At 45.6% G+C, this 21,168-nt stretch carries 24 protein-coding genes; 19 read left to right on the top strand and 5 right to left on the bottom strand.

Annotated elements, in window-relative coordinates:
• Positions 1–16: 16 nt before the first annotated feature.
• Complete coding sequence (locus H7F26_RS05040; RefSeq protein WP_003186381.1) at positions 17–241, bottom strand: plantaricin C family lantibiotic; 225 nt, start codon at positions 239–241, stop codon at positions 17–19.
• A 137-nt stretch (positions 242–378) separates the two neighbouring features.
• Here H7F26_RS05040 and H7F26_RS05035 point away from each other — a divergent pair, with 137 nt between their 5' ends.
• The 12 genes from H7F26_RS05035 (at position 379) to H7F26_RS04980 (ending at position 11,991) form a co-directional block, all read left to right on the top strand.
• The gene (locus tag H7F26_RS05035; RefSeq protein WP_003186379.1) at positions 379–597 is read left to right on the top strand and encodes a class II lanthipeptide, LchA2/BrtA2 family; all 219 of its coding nucleotides are present in this window, start codon (positions 379–381) and stop codon (positions 595–597) included.
• An 80-nt stretch (positions 598–677) separates the two neighbouring features.
• The gene (locus H7F26_RS05030) at positions 678–3,758 is read left to right on the top strand and encodes a type 2 lanthipeptide synthetase LanM family protein (protein ID WP_225315869.1); all 3,081 of its coding nucleotides are present in this window, start codon (positions 678–680) and stop codon (positions 3,756–3,758) included.
• A gap of 8 nt (positions 3,759–3,766) precedes the next feature.
• Positions 3,767–5,923 (top strand): peptidase domain-containing ABC transporter, encoded by a 2,157-nt coding sequence (locus H7F26_RS05025; protein ID WP_003186373.1) that lies wholly within the window; start codon positions 3,767–3,769, stop codon positions 5,921–5,923.
• The gene (locus H7F26_RS05020; RefSeq protein WP_003186371.1) at positions 5,920–7,251 is read left to right on the top strand and encodes a S8 family peptidase; all 1,332 of its coding nucleotides are present in this window, start codon (positions 5,920–5,922) and stop codon (positions 7,249–7,251) included. The genes H7F26_RS05025 and H7F26_RS05020 overlap by 4 nt, the downstream gene beginning before the upstream one ends.
• Before the next feature lie 5 nt (positions 7,252–7,256).
• Entirely contained in the window at positions 7,257–7,445 is a 189-nt protein-coding gene (locus H7F26_RS05015) for a DUF4177 domain-containing protein (RefSeq protein ID WP_003186368.1), read from the top strand.
• A 148-nt stretch (positions 7,446–7,593) separates the two neighbouring features.
• Complete coding sequence (locus H7F26_RS05010) at positions 7,594–7,833, top strand: helix-turn-helix transcriptional regulator (protein ID WP_009329858.1); 240 nt, start codon at positions 7,594–7,596, stop codon at positions 7,831–7,833.
• Positions 7,833–8,120, top strand: coding sequence for a hypothetical protein (locus tag H7F26_RS05005; protein WP_003186361.1), 288 nt, complete (start codon positions 7,833–7,835; stop codon positions 8,118–8,120). The genes H7F26_RS05010 and H7F26_RS05005 overlap by 1 nt, the downstream gene beginning before the upstream one ends.
• 2 nt (positions 8,121–8,122) lie before the next feature.
• Positions 8,123–8,758, top strand: coding sequence for an ATP-binding cassette domain-containing protein (locus tag H7F26_RS05000; protein ID WP_003186359.1), 636 nt, complete (start codon positions 8,123–8,125; stop codon positions 8,756–8,758).
• Positions 8,745–9,458: a hypothetical protein gene (locus H7F26_RS04995; protein ID WP_016886310.1), complete on the top strand. Its 714-nt coding sequence runs from the start codon at positions 8,745–8,747 to the stop codon at positions 9,456–9,458. The genes H7F26_RS05000 and H7F26_RS04995 overlap by 14 nt, the downstream gene beginning before the upstream one ends.
• The gene (locus tag H7F26_RS04990; RefSeq protein WP_003186355.1) at positions 9,412–10,161 is read left to right on the top strand and encodes an ABC transporter permease; all 750 of its coding nucleotides are present in this window, start codon (positions 9,412–9,414) and stop codon (positions 10,159–10,161) included. The genes H7F26_RS04995 and H7F26_RS04990 overlap by 47 nt, the downstream gene beginning before the upstream one ends.
• Positions 10,142–11,044: an ABC transporter ATP-binding protein gene (locus H7F26_RS04985; protein WP_003186353.1), complete on the top strand. Its 903-nt coding sequence runs from the start codon at positions 10,142–10,144 to the stop codon at positions 11,042–11,044. Before H7F26_RS04990 ends, H7F26_RS04985 begins: the two co-directional genes overlap by 20 nt.
• Positions 11,045–11,049: 5 nt before the next feature.
• A complete protein-coding gene (locus H7F26_RS04980; RefSeq protein WP_003186351.1) occupies positions 11,050–11,991 on the top strand; it encodes an ABC transporter permease in 942 nt (313 codons plus the stop codon).
• 26 nt (positions 11,992–12,017) lie between these two features.
• Here H7F26_RS04980 and hemH read toward each other — a convergent pair whose 3' ends face one another.
• The 3 genes from hemH to katA form a co-directional block, all read right to left on the bottom strand.
• Positions 12,018–12,971, bottom strand: coding sequence for a ferrochelatase (gene hemH / locus H7F26_RS04975; protein WP_009329855.1), 954 nt, complete (start codon positions 12,969–12,971; stop codon positions 12,018–12,020).
• A gap of 6 nt (positions 12,972–12,977) precedes the next feature.
• Positions 12,978–13,394 (bottom strand): Fur family transcriptional regulator, encoded by a 417-nt coding sequence (locus tag H7F26_RS04970; protein ID WP_003186347.1) that lies wholly within the window; start codon positions 13,392–13,394, stop codon positions 12,978–12,980.
• 117 nt (positions 13,395–13,511) lie between these two features.
• On the bottom strand, positions 13,512–14,969 hold the full coding sequence (gene katA, locus H7F26_RS04965; protein WP_003186345.1) for a catalase KatA: 1,458 nt from the start codon (positions 14,967–14,969) through the stop codon (positions 13,512–13,514).
• Positions 14,970–15,155: 186 nt separating this feature from the next.
• Between katA and H7F26_RS04960 the strand changes: the two genes are divergently transcribed.
• Entirely contained in the window at positions 15,156–16,754 is a 1,599-nt protein-coding gene (locus H7F26_RS04960; protein ID WP_003186342.1) for a catalase, read from the top strand.
• 43 nt (positions 16,755–16,797) lie between these two features.
• On the opposite strand, the gene H7F26_RS04955 is transcribed toward H7F26_RS04960, so the two are convergent.
• Positions 16,798–18,051 carry an MFS transporter gene (locus tag H7F26_RS04955; protein ID WP_003186340.1) on the bottom strand — a complete coding sequence of 418 codons (1,254 nt, stop codon included), beginning with the start codon at positions 18,049–18,051 and terminating at the stop codon, positions 16,798–16,800.
• A gap of 153 nt (positions 18,052–18,204) precedes the next feature.
• Between H7F26_RS04955 and sigY the strand changes: the two genes are divergently transcribed.
• Genes sigY through H7F26_RS04925 form a run of 6 tightly spaced genes read left to right on the top strand, consistent with a single transcriptional unit; the run spans position 18,205 to position 21,146 of the window.
• Positions 18,205–18,738 carry an RNA polymerase sigma factor SigY gene (gene sigY / locus H7F26_RS04950; RefSeq protein ID WP_003186337.1) on the top strand — a complete coding sequence of 178 codons (534 nt, stop codon included), beginning with the start codon at positions 18,205–18,207 and terminating at the stop codon, positions 18,736–18,738.
• Positions 18,735–19,058 carry a YxlC family protein gene (locus H7F26_RS04945; RefSeq protein WP_003186335.1) on the top strand — a complete coding sequence of 108 codons (324 nt, stop codon included), beginning with the start codon at positions 18,735–18,737 and terminating at the stop codon, positions 19,056–19,058. The genes sigY and H7F26_RS04945 overlap by 4 nt, the downstream gene beginning before the upstream one ends.
• Positions 19,059–19,277: a hypothetical protein gene (locus H7F26_RS04940; RefSeq protein WP_003186332.1), complete on the top strand. Its 219-nt coding sequence runs from the start codon at positions 19,059–19,061 to the stop codon at positions 19,275–19,277.
• Positions 19,274–19,486 (top strand): PLD nuclease N-terminal domain-containing protein, encoded by a 213-nt coding sequence (locus tag H7F26_RS04935; RefSeq protein ID WP_003186330.1) that lies wholly within the window; start codon positions 19,274–19,276, stop codon positions 19,484–19,486. Before H7F26_RS04940 ends, H7F26_RS04935 begins: the two co-directional genes overlap by 4 nt.
• Positions 19,486–20,373 (top strand): ABC transporter ATP-binding protein, encoded by an 888-nt coding sequence (locus H7F26_RS04930; protein WP_009329850.1) that lies wholly within the window; start codon positions 19,486–19,488, stop codon positions 20,371–20,373. The genes H7F26_RS04935 and H7F26_RS04930 overlap by 1 nt, the downstream gene beginning before the upstream one ends.
• Positions 20,370–21,146, top strand: a complete 777-nt coding sequence (locus tag H7F26_RS04925) for an ABC transporter permease (protein WP_003186326.1) — start codon at positions 20,370–20,372, stop codon at positions 21,144–21,146. Before H7F26_RS04930 ends, H7F26_RS04925 begins: the two co-directional genes overlap by 4 nt.
• The last annotated feature ends 22 nt before the right edge of the window (positions 21,147–21,168 follow it).

Below are 21,168 nucleotides of genomic sequence, written 5' to 3'. Positions count from 1 at the left end.
CCCCCGCGTTGGGAACTTAGTTACAGCTTGGCATGCATTCTTTTGTCACTGTACACAGGTATCCGTTATTTCCTAACGGCTTGCTCAAGATGGCACAAGTGCTGAGCGTGATTGTGCCTCCGGCGATGCTGTGCTGTTCCTCTTCCTGGAGTTCTTTAAGGATGTTCCCTGCTGGATGATAAGAAGATTCAGTGCGATACATAGGATTTTTCCATGAAAGAATCATTTCCTTTTTTGACATATATTCCACCTCCTAGAAAATTTATAATTTTTTGTCGATTTCTTGATGTACTTATAGTATAATTTGACTGGAACGGCGAGTCAATTCTAAATTATAGGAAAATTTCGATAGTTTGCCCGTTCTAGGAGGTGAGAATCATGAAAACAATGAAAAATTCAGCTGCCCGTGAAGCCTTCAAAGGAGCCAATCATCCGGCAGGGATGGTTTCCGAAGAGGAATTGAAAGCTTTGGTAGGAGGAAATGACGTCAATCCTGAAACAACTCCTGCTACAACCTCTTCTTGGACTTGCATCACAGCCGGTGTAACGGTTTCTGCTTCATTATGCCCAACAACTAAGTGTACAAGCCGATGCTAGGGAATCATAAAAAATTCAAAAGAATCCATCCTTGCAACGGAGTTGCAGGGATGGTTTTCTTCGCCAAAGGGATGACGAGAATGAGCATGAAAGAATTCGAAATTTATCTGTATAAAGCTCTTTACAGCAATGAACGAGGCGGTCAAGGTCAAGAACATCCGTCCGGCTTTTTTCCGGAAAACGGAAAAACTCCGTCTCGTCCTACGGATTTTCACCTTTCTTCTGTCCAACATTCACCCAATGAGCCTGTGCAGCTGCAAGGCAAAATGCCGGAATGGGCTGCCTGTTTGTCTGAAATTATGAAATACAACCCTAAAGCGGTTTCCGAATTAAAACACCCGCTTCCCCACATGTCATTTGTCACCTTCTTTGTTCCTTTTCTTTTATTTGCACAAGAACGGATGTCGAAAGCTTTTTCTGAATTTGAGAAGCAGGAAGGCGGTCTATCCGGCATAATCGACGCTGCCGGCTATCAAGACGGCATCATGTCTGAACTTCACCAATGCCTTGATAAGCTGGCGACGAGAACACTTATCACAGAGCTGAATGTAGCCCGGGAAGACGGCCGGCTAAAGGGGGCGTCACCGGAAGAGCGATATGTTTACTTTGTTGAACAATACATTTCCGATCCTGAAATTTACCGGGAATTTTTCGAGCTTTACCCTGTGCTTGGCAGGCTGATGGCTGAGAAGGTTCTCAGGGTGCTCGAGATTCATGAAGAAATTATTGGGAGATTTTTAAGCGACCGCAGCCTGATTGCGAAAAAATTTAAGATCGCTTCCCCCGAATTGGTTGGATTTGAAGGGGATTTGGGAGATTCCCACAAAAACGGGCAGAGTGTCAAAGTGCTGGTGTTAAACAACGGAAAGCTCGTGTATAAACCGCGGTCCTTGTCAATTGACGAACATTACAGGGAGCTGCTGAACTGGCTGAACGGACGGGGAATGAAGTACAGCCTCCGTGCTGCGGAAGTGCTTGACAGGGGAAATTACGGCTGGCAGGAATTTGTAAAGCATGAAGGCTGTTCTTCAGAAGAAGAACTGGAAAGATTTTATTTCCGGCAGGGCGGACATTTGGCGATATTGTACGGATTGCGCTCCGTCGATTTTCATAATGAAAATATCATCGCCTCAGGCGAACACCCCATCCTGATTGATCTGGAGACTCTTTTTGACAACCATGTCAGCATTTTCGCTCAAAATCAAAACCTCCATGTCACCGCATTGGAGCTGAAGCATTCCGTGCTGTCTTCGATGATGCTTCCGGTCAAATTCAAACATGATGAAGTGCTCGATTTTGATTTAAGCGGGATCGGCGGCAAAGGCGGCCAGCAGTCAAAGAAAGCGAAGGGCTACGCCGTCCTGAATTACGGTGAGGACAGGATGTCTTTAAAAGAAACATCGCTGACCACCGAGGAAAAATTGAATGCGCCCAAACTAAATGGACGTCCGGTGTCCGCCGTTTCCTATACGGACTTTATCGTGGAAGGATTTAAAAATGCTTATGCCATTATGATGAAACATAAAGAAGAACTGGCAGGACCATCGGGGTTTTTGAATCTGTTTAAGCACGACGAAGTCCGCCACGTCTTCCGGCCGACACATGTGTACGGCAAGTTTCTCGAAGCGAGCACCCACCCTGACTACTTGACCGCCGGAGATAAACGAGAGCAATTATTTGATTATATGTGGATGCTCGCCAAACAGTCGGAAAAGGCAAACGTGTTTATTCCGGACGAAATTGTCGATCTGCTGCTCCATGATATTCCCTACTTTACTTTTTATGCTGGGGGCACTTCCCTGCTCAATTCAAGAGGGGAAGAATCGGAAGGTTTTTATGAAACATCAAGTATTGATTTGGCAAAGAAAAAAATTCAATCTTTCTCGGAAAAGGATTTGAATCATCAGCTCCGCTATATTTCTTTATCAATGGCGACGTTGATTGAAAATGTCTGGGACCATGCAGAAAGCGGGCTTGGACAGAAGGAAACGGTCGCTGATCTCGGAAAAGAGGTCAAGCATATAGCTGATGATTTGCTGCAGAAGGCGATCTATTCAGAGCGCGGTGAAGGTCCTTTCTGGATCAGCAATAATGCCGGAGACGAAAAAATGGTGTTTTTGTCGCCGCTTCCTATGGGGCTTTACGACGGAATGGCAGGGCTGGCAATATTTTTTGCACAAGCAGGCAAGGTTCTGAACGAGCAGGTATATACGGATACGGCAAGATCAATGATAGAAGAAATTCAAAAGGAAGAAAGTTATTGGGTTCAAAATGGGAATTCCCATTCTGCTTTTTTCGGCACAGGCTCATTCATTTACCTGTATTCCTATCTTGGCAGTCTATGGGAAGACGATTCCTTATTGGAAAGGGCGTTGAACCTCATTCCCCGAGTTTTGGAACAGCCGAATCAAACACAAAACCCGGATTTTATCGCAGGGGATTCAGGATTGCTGACAGTGCTTGTTAATCTGTACGAAATCAAGCAGCACCCAGCAGTATTGGACTCTATAAGACAGGTACTGAGCAGATTGAATGATCGAATTGGCCGCTTACTTGATTCAATCGAGCAGGATGCCGTTTCGTTGACGGGATTTTCACACGGCTTGACGGGGATCGCATTTTCTATCGCAAAGGCGGCGAAGGTGATACACGATGACAGCTGCAAAGAGCTTGTCCTAAAGCTTGTCGAAGAAGAGGACCGCTATTTTCAAAAGGATCATCTAAACTGGCTAGATTTACGAAATGATTCGCATACGCTGTCCCCAAGCTACTGGTGTCATGGAGCTCCCGGGATTTTGCTGGGGAGAGCGCACATTCAGGCTTTTATTCCTGAATTGACTACCCGGACTTTAAAGCTTCAAGAAGCGCTTCAAAGTTCTTTAAATCTAGCAGACTGTCAAAATCATTCGCTGTGCCACGGTTTAATTGGGAATTTGAACATTCTGCTGGATATCAAAAGGCTGAACCGGGAACTTCATGTCCCTGATGATATATTTTGCATTTATAAAACGAAAAACCGGGGATGGAAAACGGGTTTGCATTCCGATGTGGAATCGCTTGGCATGTTTGTCGGGACGGCAGGAATAGCCTACGGGCTTTTGCGGCTCCTCGATGAATCTGTTCCATCCGTATTAACTCTCGATATTCCGACGGGCAGGTGAGATAAGGCTTGTTTTTTCATAAGACACCGTTTATAGAACAGATGCAGCAGACGGAATGCGGACTGTGCTGTATGGCGATGGTAGCCGGACGGTATGGTTCGCATCATACTCTGCATGAGCTGAGGGATTTATCGGGATGCGGCAGGGACGGTATGACCCTTTTTCATATGCGTCAGCTCAGCGAAAATCTGGGATTTGACGCAAAGGTGTACAGGGCAGGCGCGGCAGAACTTCCACATGTGCGTCTGCCGGCAATCGCTTTTTGGTCCGATAATCATTATGTGGTTATTGATCAAATAAAAGACCGGCATGTCAACATCATCGATCCTGCGATTGGACGAAAAAAACTCAGTATCGAAGCTTTTCTCGAAAATTACAGCGGGATCGTGCTGGAGATGATCCCTACCGAGCGGATCAGGCCGAAGAAAAAACCGCCCGTCTGGAGGCATTTTCTTTTTCATTTAAAAGAATCCCCTTCTCTGCTTGCGACCGTGCTGTTGTTTGCGATGATCTTTCAGCTCGTTTCATTAGGCATACCGATGCTCGTGCAATACCTGATCGATGACATCCTTGCTCAAAATCAGCAGGCTCTGCTGCAAACATTTATGACGGGCGTTCTTGTTTTAATGCTCGTTCAAGGCACGGTTCAATTGATCAGGGGTCAATTTATCATTAAATTAAATAACTTCCTTGACAAACGAATGATGAGAACATTTTTCTCGCATATTCTGAAGCTTCCCTATCAATTCTTTCAATTGAGGTCGTTCGGGGATCTCCTTTTCCGCGCGACAAGCCTCCGGATTGTCAGGGATATGATGTCTTCCCAATTGGTCCTCGGCGTACTCGATTTTGGCGCACTTTTATTTATCTCGTTTTATATGTTTTATAAATCGCCGCCTTTAGCAGGGCTGGTTATTCTGCTGGCTCTTCTGAATGTCGGGATCACGGCGCTCAGCCGCGGGAAGCTGAGAGAAAAAAACCAGGACGAAATCGCAAAGACTTCGCAGATTCAAAGCTATCAGACTGAGTTTTTATATGGGATTTTTGGTATTAAGACTGCGGGAATCGAAAAAGAAACGTATCAAAAATGGGATCACTATCTGGGGGAACTGATCGGGGCATACCGACGCAAGGAAGGGTTTCTTAACATCGTGAACTCTCTGACAGGCACGATGCAGATCATATCACCAATGCTGATTTTATGGATTGGTGCAATGCTCGTGTTCGAAGGGAATTTATCGGTTGGGGAGCTGGTGGCATTTCATGCTTTATCCACACAATTCTTTAATACAAGCAGCTCGATCGTCCAAACCGTCAACTCGGTAATCTTGACGACGTCTTATCTTCATCGGATACAGGATATCCTTCAAAGCCCGATTGAAGAGACACCTGGAAATAAAGACAACTCCCCGATTAAGGGGGAGATCCGGCTTGAACGGGTTTCGTTCCGTTACAGCCCGCACAGCGAAGAAGTTATTAAAGACGTAAGCCTGCATATCAAGCCTGGCGAAAAAATCGCTATCGTCGGACAATCCGGGTCCGGAAAAAGCACGCTGGCAAAACTTATTCTTGGCCTCTATATGCCTACAAAAGGCAGTGTGTTCTATGATGGCGTGAATATTAAAAACAAGGATTTAAGCGCTCTTCGCAAACAAATTGGTGTTGTTCCCCAAGATGTAACGCTGTTCAACCGCAGCATTAAAGACAACATTTCTTTATACAGTGAAGATGTTGACATTGAGCGGATACATGAAGTCGCAAAAATGGCGCAAATATACGATGACATTCAAAATATGCCGATGGGCTTTAATACGATGATTTCTGAAATGGGGATGAATATTTCGGGAGGGCAGCGCCAGCGGATTGCCTTGGCCCGTGCACTGCTAAACCGCCCCGCTGTGATGCTGTTGGATGAAGCGACGAGTTCGCTGGATCATCAAAATGAAAAAAAAATCGACGCCTTTTTAAGGGAGCTGAAATGTACAAGAATTGTCATCGCGCATAAACTGACTTCAATCATGGATGCCGATAAAATCATCGTTTTGGAAGACGGCATGGTTTTAAATGTGGGTACGCATGAAACATTGCTGAATGAGAGCAAGTTTTACGGAGATTTTTATCGAAAGTTCCTTGAAAAAGAGCAATCTGCAGAGGTGATGATGTGAAAAGAATATATATTTTTCTCTTATGTTTTGCAGTCCTGCTGCCGGTCGGCGGAAAGACGGCTCAAGCAAAAGAACAAGCAGGAGAACAGTATCTTTTGCTTGAACATGTAAAAGATAAATCGAAACTGCTGGACACGGCGGAACAATTTCACATCCATGCCGATGTCATTGAAGAAATCGGATTTGCAAAAGTGACCGGTGAAAAACAAAAGCTTGCTCCTTTTACAAAGAAGCTTGCTGAAAAAGTCGGGGCTGACGTCATTGAAAAGCCGATTGCAAATACAGCAGTAAACGAAACGGAATCAGTCATCAGCGGTTCGCCTGCATGGGGGCTTGACGGTATTTTGGAACTAAAAGAATATCTATGGTTCGCTGCAAAGCAGACGGATTCCTATCGCACGTATCAAATCGAAAGAGGGCATCCGGACGTCAAAGTTGCCTTGATTGACAGCGGACTGGATCTTGACCATCCGGACTTAAAAGCGTCCGTCAATACAAATGGCGGCTGGAATTACATTGACGGCAAGCCTGTATCCGGAGATCCGACAGGACACGGAACACAAACAGCCGGGATGATCAATATCATTGCGCCAGATGTGACGATAACGCCTTATCAAGTGCTGGACGAAAAAGGCGGAGACAGCTACAACATCATGAAGGCGATGGTTGATGCAGTCAATGACGGGCATGAAGTCATCAACATCAGTACGGGAAGCTATACTTCTCTTGACAGGGAAGGAAAAGTGCTGATGAAAGCTTATCAAAGGGCTGCAAACTACGCTGCAAAGCATCAGGTGCTGGTCTTCTCTTCCGCCGGCAATAAAGGAGTCAACCTTGATGAGATGAGGAAAACGGAAAACAAGGTGCATTTGCCGAGCGCTTTGAAGCACGTCGTATCAGTCGGCAGCAATATGAAAAGCAACAATATTTCCCCATACTCCAATCAAGGGCGGGAAATTGAATTCACAGCCCCGGGAGGATATTTGGGAGAAACGTATGATCAGGATGGGATGGTTCGTGTGACAGACCTCGTACTGACAACGTATCCGAAAGGGAAGGACAACACCGCATTAGACCAGATGCTAAACATCCCAAAGGGATATTCCCTCTCATACGGAACAAGCTTGGCCGCCCCGCAGGTAGCTGGAACAGCTGCACTGGTTATATCTGAATACCGGGAGCGCCATCACAGGAAGCCATCGGCTAAACAAGTGCATCACATCCTGAGGAAATCGGCATTAGACCTGGGCAAACCGGGGAAAGATGTTATATACGGCTACGGGGAAGTACGCGCTTATCAAGCGCTGAAAATGATGAACAAGGAGTGAAGGGTATGTATGAATATCAAACAGTTTCAATCGCTGTAGGAGCATTCAACGGAAAACTTGAGAAAAATTATTCTGATGTGATTCATGAATATGCTGAAAAAGGCTGGAAGCTTCACAGCGTCTTTTCTGTTCCATCAAGGGCCGGAGGCCAGGTTTCTTCTATCGAACTGATTTTTGAAAAACCTAAATCTTGATTGTCGAAAAGATCTTCACACAATCATCACGTGAAGATCTTTTTTTAGTCTGTTTTGGTAAAAAACTTTTTACTTTTTGTTATAAACTCTTTACAATGTGTAAAAAACATTGTACTCTATATATGTAAATGATTTGCAAATAAAGAGGGTGATTGAGATTGAAAAGCAAAGCGGGGTGTTAACCAACCGGATTCCTGTGCTGCGAGCAGAGAAAGGGTGGACGCAAAAGCAGCTTGCCGATCTATTGGGTGTAACAAGACAAACTGTGATTTCCATTGAAAAGAATAAATACAAACCATCCCTGTTAATGGGGTTTCGCATTGCCGCGTTATTTGAGAAGGACATCAACGAGGTATTTCAATACCAACTAGAGGAGGATGATCGCTGATGCTAGAAATGATCAATTCAATTGGTGCTGTCGCAGGATTTGCGGGGTTTATCGGAATCATTATTTTAATCAGCCTTGACGGAAAGGATGAACGCGGGGCATATATTCAAAACAAATTCTTTCGGGTGATGTTCTTTTTGCTTACACTTGGAATATCCGCCGTTATTTTTACAAGTTCATGGGTCGATTTGTCGTTCGCCAATTATAAAAACATGGTCACACTGGCTTTTTCGCTGCCGTATTTCATTGGATTCTTCATTTTGTTGGGAATTCGTTCAAGGGTGTAGCCATGGTTGAGCTTCCAATTGTCATGAACCATGTTGAGGTGCGGGCGGGAGACAGGAAACTTCTTGAAAACGTCAGCCTTGCTGTGGACAAAGGGAGCCGGGTTTTGCTCAAAGGAGAAAACGGATCGGGAAAATCGACGTTTCTTAAAGCAATTACCGGCTTGTCTTTATTTGCGGGCGAAATTTTGATTTACGGTCAATCGATTATCCAAAACAGGGAAGCTGCTGTCGGGCATATCGGCTATGTCAGTGACGAAGTGCCGCTTCATGAGCACCTTACTGGAACGGACAATCTGAGAGTCCATGCCTTGCTTCACGGAATAGATGACGATGACCGGATCTATTCTGAACTAGAGCGGTTCGGTATCAATCCGGCTGATGACACGAAAGTACAGTACTATTCAACAGGCATGAGGCAAAAGCTGAAGATCGCAATGGCCTTATTTCATCAGCCTTCCATCTTAATATTGGATGAGCCTTTAAATGGGCTCGACCGAAAAGCGCAGGAAAGCGTTGTAGACATCATAAGGCGGTATGACGGGACCATCATGGCATCAAGCCATTGGAACGAAACTTTTATCGAATTGTTTGATCGTTTTCTAGCCATAGAAAGCGGGCGTTTAAATGAAATTGTTTAAAGTTTATTTTTGGTTAAGCTGTCCCGAAGCGGTGAAAAAGAGAATGAAATTTCAGACGTTTGCATGTACGGTTATGATCATCACGGTGCTCGCCGTTTTGCTTAATTATCTTCTCTTTTATAAAAACGGGGCAAATAAAGAAATCCGTAGCATGGAGGGAATGACTGTTTATGTCGTCTCGGTTTGGCTGACTTATATTACAGGCAGAAGATTATTTGGACGCATGATGCATCAAGCTTTTATCTTGCGGTATCCCGTTCGCCTGTTCACTTGGGTGCTGACTGGAATCGCCGTGATAACTATCGTCTCAGCGCTGGTCTTGCTTTACGGCTGTTTGGCAGTCAGTCTGCTGTTTCAAAAGGATGTTTTGTTTTCGCCAGAGCGTTTAGCCGCTGTTGCGATACTGGCGGTGATCATGTCTTCCGTCCAGTTTTTTCTGAAGACGTTAAAGGCAGAATATCTATTTGTGCTGTTGATGACGCTGACGCCGTTTTTTATGCAAAGTGGAACACTTTATTTGCCGTGGGGAGTTTCTTGGCTTTTGTTGACTGAATATTCAGTGAACGATATAGGCCTGGCAGTTTATCTTATTTCGGCGGGTTATATAGCGGTCTGTATGTGTTGGATCTTAAGGAGCGGGGAGGAAAAGATCCGTGAAAAATTTGCTCAAAGCGGAATGGATCAAACTCAGGAACTCTGATTTTACAATGACGAGCATATTCATTCTTACCGCATCTTTAGTGTTTACAGGGTTTATGGCAAAACGAATCACCCCGTTTGCGGGAGGGAATGAATGGACATCGTTAAGGCATCTTACATTGCTGTTGGTATTCAGCACGATTTATCCCTGGCTTGTCTCTTCGGTCACAGTATTTTTGCATAAGGATGAACTGAAAAACCGAGTGTGGCTGAATCGAATCTTATCGCCGCAGCCTTTCGCAGCCATGCTTTTTGCTAAGGTTTTGTTTATTGGACTGTTCGCAGCCGCATTATATGCCGTCTGTGTGATCGAATCGCTTGCCTTCGGTTTAATATCGGGGTTCCCCGGGCCTGCCCCTTGGTTTTCTTGGATGCTGGGCTTCATTCTCAATCTCTTGTCAACCTTTCCGCTGATCTGTACGGTCCTATGGCTTAAATTCACCAGTAAGGAAAAGACCTCATTAAACATTATCGTATTCATTTGTTCACTGCTGAGTTTCGGCGTTTCGCAATCCCCTTTAGGGCTTCTCTTTCCATGGTCTTTTCCTGTGACGGCCCTCATTGCAATGGAGAAGTCAGTTGCCGTTCTTATCGGTTCGATTGTTTGGTTCACGGCGGTTTCGCTGCTCTTTTTTTCTCTTCTATTGAAACAGATCAGGCCATACCAAAAAGGAGGAATACAAAATGAGTCAAGTCGAATTTGAAGGTGTAAGTAAACGAATAAAAGGCAGACCAATTGTCCAAAATATCACATTTCAAATTGCCCCAGGTACAATTTTTGGGCTGCTCGGGCCAAACGGCGCTGGCAAGACAACACTTATCAAAATGATTGTCGGGATGGCAAAGCCGACATCAGGAGATATCCGCATCGACGGCTATTCAGTTAAAAGCAATTACGAGGAAGCGGCAGCCCGAGTCGGTTCTGTTGTTGAAAACCCATCCTTTTATGAGCACTTAACAGGATACCAAAACCTTAAATATCTCGGCGGATTCCACAGCCACGTGTCAAAGGAGCGCATAGAAGAGATCGTTCAACTTGTTGATTTGACAGGAAGTATTCATAAACCAGTTAAAACGTATTCATTAGGCATGAAACAGCGTTTGGGCCTTGCCGTCGCGCTCTTGCATGATCCGGAATTTCTCATTCTCGATGAACCGACAAACGGCCTTGATCCTCAGGGAATCATTGATTTGCGCGAACACCTTCAGTACTTGGCGAAAACCTTCAACAAAACGATTTTGATTTCGAGTCATCTTCTGTCTGAGGTTGAGATGATTTGTGATGAATACGGCGTCATGAAAAACGGAGAACTCCTGCAAATTAAGAGCAATCACCGCGATACCGATACGGTTCGTTATCGGCTTACATTAAACGGCCACGCCGATGAAGCGGCTGACCTGTTGAATGAGTACCAGTATGCAGGCGGTCTCACGGAAGATAAAAATGAGATTTATGTCCTTTGCATGGAAGAAGACATTATGAAAGTCGTTAATCTGTTAATGGAGAACAAAATAAGAGTTCTGCATATGAAGCAGGAAAAACAGTCGATAGAACAAAGCTTTCTGGAATTGATCAATAAGGGGTGACCGGCATGAGGGTCTTGAAAAATGAACTTTACAGGCTGATGGTGACGAAAAGTACCTGGATTGTGTTAAGCTTGCTGCTTGTCATGACAATCGCTGTTGCATGGATGGTCAGCAATGGCGAAAAGGAGAAGGAGACAGGTAACTGGAAAGAGCAATTAACCGTTCAAAACGCTCAGTATGAAAGAGAAATGAGAGAGCTGAGCCCAGCGGTTCCCAAATACCAATTTTTAAAAGAAGAGATCGCGGTCAATCAATACCGGCTTGAGCATAATTTGCCGCCTTCTGCGAAATACAATGTTTGGACGATGCTGAAGGAGTTAAAACCGATCACAACATTAATCGCGTTGATTGCAATCGTGCTGGCAGCGAACTCCATCGCGCTTGAGCACAGCAAAGGAACTATTAAATTTGCGATTGCAACACCGGTCAAGCGTTGGCATTATCTATTGGGGAAATACTTGTCGATCTTGCTCAACACTGTATTTATGTTTGCTGCGACACTTTTATTTGCGTTTGTTTTAGGGTATGCCCTGCTAGGTTTGGAGGGAAGCCAATACTATTTGTCCTATCGAAGCGGCGAAGTGATAAAGATGTCAATGCTGAAGTTTTTAGCCTTAGACTATGGAGCCGCTTTATTGAATATTATTGTGCTGGCCACGCTGGCCTTTATGATTTCGGTCATCCTAAGAAGCGCGGTCGTCTCTGTCGGTCTTTCGCTGTTCGTCTTTTTTACAGGGTCTGCGATTACTCAATTTTTAGCGGCAAAATTTGATTGGACCAAGTATACGATCTTTGCAAATTCAGATCTCAGTCAATACATTGATGGGGAGCCGTTTATTCAAGATATGACTCTTTCATTTTCAGCGGCTGTGATTGCTGTTTATTTTATTCTTTTTCTGGCTGTCTCCTTTTGGGTTTTTCAAAAGCGGGATATTGTCACGTCATAACATTGCAGCAAAAAGCGGAGCTCGATTTACAGCTCCGCTTTCTCCTGTTCTGTGCTGTTGTATGTTCGCTCCACGACTGAAGCAAGCGTATCGATGAACCGCGGATCAGTGTTCGGCATAGGCGGACGGTGATAGCTTGCGCCAAGCTCGTCCGTAACCACTTTGCACTCATAGTCGTTGTCATACAGAACTTCCAGGTGGTCAGATACAAAACCGACTGGTGCGTAAATGAATGACCGGAAGCCTTCTTCATACAGTTCCTTTGTTAAGTCTTGGACGTCCGGGCCGAGCCAAGGATCGGGCGTGTTGCCCTCGCTTTGCCAGCCTACGGCGATCTGGTCAAATGACAGCCGTTCTCCGATTAGTTGTGCTGTTTTCTCGAGCTGATCCGGGTAAGGATCGCCATGCTCCCTGATTTTTTCCGGCAGGCTGTGTGCTGAGAATATGACGGCCGCTTTTTCCCGCTCTTTTTCAGACATGTCGTTTAAAATGCTGCCGATTTCTTCAGACCAATAGCGAATAAAGCCTTCTTCCTGATACCACTCGTCAATCGATGCGATCCGTGGTCCGCCGATTGCTGCTGCGGCCTGTTTGGCGCGCCGATTGTATACTTCGGTGCTGAAGGTGGAATAGTGGGGAGCTAAGACGACGGAAACGGCCTCTTCAATTTGGTCTTTTTTCATTTGTTCAACCGCATCCTCGATAAACGGAGAGATGTGTTTTAAGCCGAGATACATCACGTATTCGACTTTATCTTGGCGCTCGTTCAACGTTTTTTCCAGCTCTTTTGCCTGAGCGAGCGTAATTTTCGCGAGCGGAGAGATTCCGCCGATATGCTTGTAGCGTTTTTTCAAGTCTTCAATCATATCATCGGACGGTCGTTTTCCATGACGGATATGCGTGTAATACGGAATGATATCTTCTTCCTGATAAGGGGTTCCGTATGCCATGACTAACAGGCCGACTTTTTTTCGTTCCATATGTCTTCACCTCTGCTGCTGTTCTTGGCATGTTGTACAGATTCCATAGATTCCTAGAAAATGAGAGTTCACTTTAAAGTTCGTCAATTGTGCTGCCGCATGCTCTACCTCTTTGAGGTGAGGATAGTCCAGATCAGCGATCTTCCCGCATGATTTACAAATGACATGATAATGCTGTGATGTAAACAGTTCATATTTGCTTTTTGCGTCTCCGTGAGACAGCTCTTTTAAAATGCCGAGCTTCACAAATAGTTTCAAGTTGCTGTAGATTGTCGGGAGACTCATGTACGGCAATTCCCGGTGAATGTCTTCCGCCGATGGATGGCCGCCCAAAGAAGCAATCGTTTTTAAAATCAGGACGCGCTGAGCTGTAATTCGTAAACCCCGCTTTTTTAATAAAGGGACGAGCTGCTCGTCTTCCACACGTAACATCCCCTGTCGTTCTTTGATTAAGGGCAGGCACCCGCATGCTTAAGAGGACGGGTGCCTGTACCTGAGAAAATGAGAATTTCATTGAGAATGATTGAAATGATTTTAGCCTTAAACTTCCTGCGGAACAGACAAGCCCAATCCTTCGGCAACTCGTGTGCCGTACTCCGGATCTGCTTTATAGAAATGCTGAATTTGACGAAGCTTAATTTCGTCTTTTGTCACCTGCTTCATCGAACCTACGATATTGCTGACAAGGCGGGTCCGCTCTTCTTCGCTCAAGAGGCGGTAAAGATCGCCGGCCTGTGTATAGTGGTCGTTATGGTCGTAGGCCGTGCTGTCCGCCGAACCTGACACCGGATAAGCCGTTGTTTTGTTTTCCGGAGATTCCTGAGGGCCTCCGAAGCTGTTCGGCTCATAGTAGACAGAGCCGCCGCCGTTTGAATCAAAGCGCATTTGTCCGTCTCTTTGATAATTATGAACTTCCGCTTTCGGACGGTTGATCGGCAGGCTGTTATGGTTTGCGCCGACGCGGTAGCGGTGTGCATCCGCATATGCGAACAGGCGTCCCTGAAGCATTTTGTCGGGAGACGGTTCAATGCCGGGCACCAATGTTCCAGGGGAGAATGTAGCTTGTTCAACCTCTGCGAAATAGTTTTCCGGATTCCGGTTTAGAACCATGCGGCCGACTTCAATCAGCGGATAATCTTTTTGCGACCATACTTTTGTCACATCGAACGGATCAAAACGGTACGTATCCGCATCCTCCAGCGGCATTATTTGAACGTACAGCTTCCATGCCGGGAAGTCGCCTTTTTCAATCGCCTCATACAAGTCCTGTGTGTGATAATCGGGGTTTTCACCTGCAATCTTTGTCCCCACTTCTTCGGTCAGGTTTTTAATGCCTTGTTCTGTTTTGAAGTGGTATTTGATCCAGACGCCTTCTCCTTCGGCATTCACCCATTTGAATGTGTGGGAGCCGAAGCCGTGCATGTGCCGGTAAGTCGCAGGGATGCCCCTGTCAGACATCAGGATGGTTACCTGGTGCAGGGATTCAGGAGACAATGACCAAAAATCCCATACGGCATCCGGGTTTTTCAAATGTGTGACCGGATGGCGCTTTTGTGTATGAATGAAGTCAGGGAATTTAATCGCATCGCGGATAAAGAAAACAGGTGTATTGTTTCCAACGAGATCATAGTTCCCTTCCTCTGTATAAAATTTAACAGCGAAACCGCGCGGGTCGCGGACGGAATCGGCTGAACCGTTTTCGCCGGCAACAGTTGAAAAACGGACAAATAACGGCGTGCGTTTTCCGACTTCTGATAAAAATTTGGCTTTTGTATATTTGGAAACGTCATTTGTGACTTCAAAATAACCGTGCGCACCGGCGCCTTTTGCATGCACAACCCGTTCAGGCACACGCTCTCTATTGAAGTGGGCGAGCTTTTCGAGCAAGTGGACGTCCTGAATCAGCGTCGGTCCGCGTGAACCAGCTGTCATTGAGTTTTGGTTGTCTCCAACTGGAGCGCCCCAGCTGGTTGTTAGGTTGTTTTTATTTGTCGTCATCAAAGGATCACCTCGCGTAAATTTTAATTACAAAACAATGATAACATTTCTCAAGAAAAAAACAATATTTATTTATAATTATTATAAAGAAAAATTTATTATCGTTGATTTGATCATGATAAATGCTGAATAACTTTTCTGGATTGGGATAAATTATTGTTAATTCCAAATAAAGGAGGAAGAAGAATGGATCAGCATTCAAACGAGCAGAAATCTGACATGGAGACTGATGATACGTTAACAAACCGGCAGGGCCACCCGATCACAAACAATCAGAATATCAGAACCGTGGGCAACCGGGGGCCATCAACATTGGAGAACTATGATTTCCTGGAGAAGATCAGCCACTTTGACAGGGAGAGGGTTCCAGAGCGGGTCGTCCATGCCAGGGGAGCCGGAGCGCACGGCTATTTTGAAGCTTATGGGACAGCAGGCGATGAGCCGGTCTCAAAGTATACGAGAGCAAAGCTTTTTCAGGAAAAAGGCAAGAGAACCCCGGTGTTTGTCCGTTTTTCGACGGTGACTCACGGGATATCCTCACCGGAAACGCTGCGGGATCCCCGCGGATTTGCGGTCAAGTTCTACACTGAAGACGGTAACTGGGATCTGGTCGGAAACAACTTGAAGATCTTCTTTATCCGCGATGCGGTAAAGTTTCCGGATTTAATCCATGCATTTAAGCCGGACCCGGTTACGAATTTGCAGGATGGCGAAAGAATCTTTGACTTCATTTCCAACACGCCTGAAGCGATGCATATGATCACATTTTTGTTTTCGCCTTGGGGTATTCCGGCGAACTACCGGCAGATGCAGGGGTCCGGGGTGAACACGTACAAATGGGTGAATCAAGAAGGGGAAGCCGTGCTTGTGAAATATCACTGGGAACCGAAGCAGGGCATAAAAAACTTGACGCAAAAAGAGGCGGAAGAAATTCAGGCGAAGAATTTCAATCACGCCACACAGGATTTATATGAAGCGATTGAGCGCGGAGATTATCCCGAGTGGGAGCTGTTCGTTCAAATCATGAGCGATGATGAGCATCCTGAGCTCGATTTTGACCCGCTTGACGACACGAAGCTGTGGCCTGAAGATCAATTTCCTTGGCTGCCTGTCGGCAAAATGGTTTTAAACAAAAATCCGGAAGACTACTTTACAGAAGTCGAACAAGCGGCATTTGGAACAGGGGTTCTTGTCGACGGACTTGACTTTTCCGATGACAAAATGCTTCAGGGACGTACTTTTTCCTACTCGGATACACAGCGCTACAGAGTGGGAGCCAACTATCTGCAGCTGCCGATCAATGCGCCGAAAAAAAGGGTGGCAACCAATCAGCGGGGCGGCCAGATGCAGTACAAGGTCGATTTAGGCAAAAATCAAAGCCCGCACATCAACTATGAACCTTCAACCATCAACGGGCTGAAAGAAGCAAAGCAGGATGGCAAAGAATACACCCCGCATGTGGAAGGAAACCTTGTGCGCGAAAGTATCGACAGGCAGAATAATTTCAAGCAGGCCGGGGACACTTACAGGCATTTCGAAGACTGGGAAAAGGACGAGCTGATTACGAATCTGGTCAATACACTTGCCCCGTGCGACCAAAGAATTCAAACGAAGATGATCGATATGCTGAAGCAATGCGACAAGGAATATGGAAGCAGAGTCGAGGAAGGATTAAAAAACGCCTCCAGCCAAAATACATCCAGCCGGGAGCCGATCGGAGCAGAAGGCGCCGAAGATGCCCCGAGACAGGCGGAAGAAAAAGGGCACTCTCAAGACCCGTATTAAAGAAGAAAACAGCGATGAACCTCTTGTGGGATTCATCGCTGTTTCACTTACGGAAGACCTTCGTCGGCTGAACGATATTTGAGGATTTATCCCGTCTTCCTGCTGTAAATATACGAAACTGTTTGGAAAAAAGCATGATACATGCAGCGGCCAGTGACAATGCGCCGGCAAACCAAAACACCTCCGGCAGCCCGAACAGTTCAGCCACTTTTCCCGCCACAACCGGTCCGAGAAAAAAACCGAGCGCATAAAAAGATTGATAGAAACCCATCACAGACATTTTGAGCTGAGGCGTACCAAGCTGAACGACTTTGCTGACCAAAAGCGGAAAAATAAATCCCAATGTCAGTCCTGTCACGGCGTGGACGATACATACCGCGAAAAGGGTTTCGGCAAACGGCAGCAAGCAAAAGAAAACAGCCGTTATCACATAAGATATCCATATCAGTGCATCGGCGGCCTTTACTTTGTAAAAGATACACCACACGGAAGCCAGCGTTTGCGGAACAAAAAAGGCGAACATAACCCAAATCAGCTGTTTCTCATCGATTCCGACCGATTCCGCGTAAATCGGCGTAAATCCGAACACGGTCATAAATAGTACAGCGTGGGCTAAAAACGATAATGTTGTAATCGCTTTTAAATCAGGAAGACGCAACGTCTGTTTAACATAGTCTGACAAAGCCATCCCCTTGGCCGTATGGCGGGGCCCGTTATCTTTAATGTAAAATGACAGAATCAGTCCGATGCATGATACGGCAACACCGATCCAAAACGGAAACATCCAGCCGAACAAATGGACGAGGTAGCCGCTGACTGCCATGCTGATGAATTGGGGAAGGACCGTTAAAAACTGCAGGATGCCCATCGCTTTTGATGATTGATCTTTTGTAAAATACTGCGAGTATAAAACGGTTGCCATCACCCACATCGCCGCGGTCATACCGGCGAGCAGCCTGGCTGTGATCACCATGATGAACGAATCGGACAACAGAAATATGCAGCAGCTCAACAGAGACATTGCAAAGCCGCTGATCAACAGCTGTTTTCTAAGCGGCGAAAGAACATCAGACAGGATGCCGAACGGAAAACGCAGTAATATCTGAGTGACGCCGTAGCTTCCAAGTACGATTCCTATCGCTGAATATGAAAATCCGATGTTGTCTAAATATAATCCGAAAACAGGGACATAGATGTATGTAGCAAACCAGAAACAAAAGACGGCACCCCAAAAGATCATATGATCTTTCCTTAAAATTTGTTTTTCTTCATAGACGATTTGTTTTTGCCGCTCCATCCCTTTTTACTCACACCCCTTTAAATTCAAGTACATCATAAATCCCGGCCGAAAAACAAGATGATTTTTTATCTTATTGAAATAGAATTGAACGGTTTGCTTGCAGGCGTCGTCCTAGATACAGAGACAAAAAGAAAGGGGGTTTGCGTTTTAGTGGATCAAGCAGATGAAAAAGAACTGATCATACGGGCAAAAGACGGTGAAGATGCGGCTTTTACGAAACTGTTTCAGCTTCATTACCCCTTTGTATATCAATATGTTCTGAAATTAACGCTGAACCCAGATCTCACAGAGGACTTGGTCCAGGAAACGATGCTGAAAGCGTATGTCAGCCTTCATCAGTTTCAGGGCAATGCAAAATTTTCAACATGGCTGATCTCAATTGCTTCCCGGCTGTTTATCGACCATCAGCGCCGGAAAAAACGCGAAAACCGCAAAACGCAAGCAGCAGGAGAGGAAGCCTTGCGAAAAATGAAATGGAATTCTGCCCTTCACGGCCACGAATGGAGCGAATACTTGGAGCTGTTTGCTGCGCTTGAGCCTGAGTTCAGAATGCCAATCTTGTTAAGACACTATTACGGGTTTACTTACCCTGAAGTGGCAAACATGCTGAAAATAAAAGAAGGTACCGTCAAATCGCGCGTGCATCATGGATTAAAGAAAATTCGAAAGGAGTGGGGACAGTGAATGAACGAGATGAAAAAGAAACGGTTACACATTTGAAACGCGAACTCGAAAGAATTGATGATAATTTTGTGCCGCCGGTTCCTCAAGCATTTGAACTGAATCAGCGTTTAGCGCGGTTTAAGCAAGAGCGCAAGCGGGCGCTTAAAAAGGAATTGCTTTGTTTTATCGTCATGGCGCTGGTGATTTTATCGGCCTACTTGACGATTTCCGTTCAAGTACCGGCTGTTTTTATCATGGTGCAGGGAGCGGCGCTTATCTTGCTGCCAGCGCTTGCCCTGATAGAAAAAAGGCGGCATACGGCTGATGAGGAGGCTGATTAAATGAATCTTGACATGACTCAGGAAAAACTGCTGCTGCTGCTTTGCATTTCACCGCTTTTATTTGCGCAGAGTATCTTTCTATTTCTTAATGCGAAGAAAAAGGGAGCCAATGCGTGGTTCTGGGGAATATGGGGCTTGATCCAAACACCGATGCCTTTATTATTCTATTATTTATTTGTTGTAAGGCCGTTTCATAAAAAAAGGAGGCCGTTATCATGACTGGAGCAGATATACCTTGGGCGCTGCTCGCCCCTTTCATTGTGCTGTATTTCATTTTAGCAGTGTCCGCATTGGTCAGTTGCATAAAACAGGAGAAAACGAATGGCCCAAAGTGGATGTGGATTTTGATCATTTTCGGGATCAGTTTTGTCGGTCCCGTCTCTTACTTTATCATCGGTAAAAAAACATATGAGAGGAGGCGGGTGTGATGCTGTCCGTCAATGGCTTAACAAAAATGTATCAGCAGCACCAAGCTGTCCAAAATGTCAGCTTTGACCTTGAATATCAGCAATGCGTTGCCCTTCTCGGGCCGAACGGAGCGGGAAAAACGACCACATTGCAAATGCTTTCCGGTTTATTGGCCCCTACATCAGGACGCATCCGCTTTTTGGGGAGAGAATCGATAAACAGGCTGGAAATCGGATATTTGCCTCAGCATCCTGCGTTTTTTTCATGGATGACAGCTTTAGAATATACGGTATTCGCTGCAAGGCTTTCCAAAATGAAACGTCGTGAAGCCCTGGAAAAGAGTCGAACCGCTTTGCGCTATGTCGGTCTGGAAAAGGAAGAAGACCGGAAAATCGGCGGTTTTTCAGGAGGGATGAAGCAAAGGCTCGGGCTGGCGCAGGCTTTGGTTCATGAGCCGAGGCTGTTGATTTTGGATGAACCTGTTTCCGCGCTGGATCCGGCGGGGCGGCGCGAAGTGCTTGATATGATGAAGGATTTAAAAAAGAAGATGACAATCCTATTTTCGACTCATGTGCTGCATGATGCCGAAGAGGTGTGCGATCAAGTGATCATGCTGAAAGAAGGGGCTGTCAAATGGTCTGGTCCGCTTCACAGATTGAAGAACCGTCATTTAAAGCCATCATATATGCTGACAGCTGAAGAAAGTCTTGAAGGATGGCTGGAACACCTGCCTTATGTCAGCAAAGTCGTGTATCATAAGCCTTCACAAGCTGAATTTTATTTAACAGATCGGTCTGACAGCCGCCGACTGTTGGCTGAATGCTTGAACAGACAAGTATCGATTGTTCGTTTTGAACAAAAAACGATGTCCTTGGAAGATATGTATCTGAAGGTGATGGGGCTATGAATTCATTTTTTATGTTATTTCAAAAAGAATGGACGGAAAGCTGGAGAGACGGAAAGCTGCTTTGGCTGCCTGTCATTTTGATCCTTCTGGGCTTGATTCAGCCGCTCAGCCTGTATTATATGCCTCAAATTATCGATATGGCCGGGAATTTGCCTGAGGGATCCGTGATCGACATACCAAGGCCGAGAGGTGAAGAGGTAATGGCGAGCACCTTGTCCCAGTTCGGCACGGTTGGTACGGCAATTTTCGTTTTCAGTGTGATGGGCAGCATTGTTCACGAACGAAACCAAGGATCCCTTTCATTGGTGATGGCGAGACCTGTCAGCCCGCTTCAGTATATCGGCAGCAAGTGGCTTCAGCAGGTGCTGCTCGTATTGGTTTCGTTTGCTGCAAGCTACGGTTTGGCTTTCTACTATACAAATCTGCTATTCGGCAAGGTTGAATTTGACCGGTTTTTAGTTAGTTTATCCGTGTACAGTATATGGATTATATTTGTCATGTCGGTCACGATGTTTTTCAGTGCTCTGTTTCGCCATATCGGGGGGATTGCCGGCATGAGCATCTGTTTCATCGCCTTCGTTTCATTGGCGGGATCCTTATTTCCCCGCTTTACCGAATGGATGCCTGATAAGGCGAAAAGCCAGGCTGATTATTTTATCATGCACGGTTCATGGGACCATGCTTTCGGCTGGATGGTGTTTTCGTCTTTGGGAATTGTAATTCTTTTGTTCATGTGCACCGTTTTTGTTTTTAAAAGATATGAATCTTACTAATCAGCCGGGCTCGCCCGGTTTT

The organism is Bacillus sp. PAMC28748 (assembly GCF_014250415.1).
GTDB classification, from domain to species: Bacteria; Bacillota; Bacilli; order Bacillales; family Bacillaceae; genus Bacillus; species Bacillus licheniformis.
The sequence above is the reverse complement of the archived record's forward strand: the minus strand, read 5'-3'. Positions and strand labels throughout refer to the sequence as shown.

Bases quoted from the DNA above. Each gene is read 5' to 3' on its own strand.
- H7F26_RS04930 (WP_009329850.1), top strand. From the start codon at position 19,486: ATGCTGTCCGTCAATGGCTTAACAAAAATGTATCAGCAGCACCAAGCT.
- H7F26_RS05005 (WP_003186361.1), top strand. From the start codon at position 7,833: ATGCTAGAAATGATCAATTCAATTGGTGCTGTCGCAGGATTTGCGGGG.
- H7F26_RS04985 (WP_003186353.1), top strand. From the start codon at position 10,142: ATGAGTCAAGTCGAATTTGAAGGTGTAAGTAAACGAATAAAAGGCAGA.
- H7F26_RS05000 (WP_003186359.1), top strand. From the start codon at position 8,123: ATGGTTGAGCTTCCAATTGTCATGAACCATGTTGAGGTGCGGGCGGGA.
- H7F26_RS05035 (WP_003186379.1), top strand. From the start codon at position 379: ATGAAAACAATGAAAAATTCAGCTGCCCGTGAAGCCTTCAAAGGAGCC.
- hemH (WP_009329855.1), bottom strand. From the start codon at position 12,971: ATGGAACGAAAAAAAGTCGGCCTGTTAGTCATGGCATACGGAACCCCT.
- H7F26_RS04960 (WP_003186342.1), top strand. From the start codon at position 15,156: ATGGATCAGCATTCAAACGAGCAGAAATCTGACATGGAGACTGATGAT.
- katA (WP_003186345.1), bottom strand. From the start codon at position 14,969: ATGACGACAAATAAAAACAACCTAACAACCAGCTGGGGCGCTCCAGTT.
- H7F26_RS04940 (WP_003186332.1), top strand. From the start codon at position 19,059: ATGAATCTTGACATGACTCAGGAAAAACTGCTGCTGCTGCTTTGCATT.
- H7F26_RS05030 (WP_225315869.1), top strand. From the start codon at position 678: ATGAGCATGAAAGAATTCGAAATTTATCTGTATAAAGCTCTTTACAGC.
- H7F26_RS04955 (WP_003186340.1), bottom strand. From the start codon at position 18,051: ATGGAGCGGCAAAAACAAATCGTCTATGAAGAAAAACAAATTTTAAGG.
- H7F26_RS05015 (WP_003186368.1), top strand. From the start codon at position 7,257: ATGTATGAATATCAAACAGTTTCAATCGCTGTAGGAGCATTCAACGGA.
- H7F26_RS04995 (WP_016886310.1), top strand. From the start codon at position 8,745: ATGAAATTGTTTAAAGTTTATTTTTGGTTAAGCTGTCCCGAAGCGGTG.
- H7F26_RS04980 (WP_003186351.1), top strand. From the start codon at position 11,050: ATGAGGGTCTTGAAAAATGAACTTTACAGGCTGATGGTGACGAAAAGT.
- H7F26_RS04935 (WP_003186330.1), top strand. From the start codon at position 19,274: ATGACTGGAGCAGATATACCTTGGGCGCTGCTCGCCCCTTTCATTGTG.
- H7F26_RS05040 (WP_003186381.1), bottom strand. From the start codon at position 241: ATGTCAAAAAAGGAAATGATTCTTTCATGGAAAAATCCTATGTATCGC.
- H7F26_RS04925 (WP_003186326.1), top strand. From the start codon at position 20,370: ATGAATTCATTTTTTATGTTATTTCAAAAAGAATGGACGGAAAGCTGG.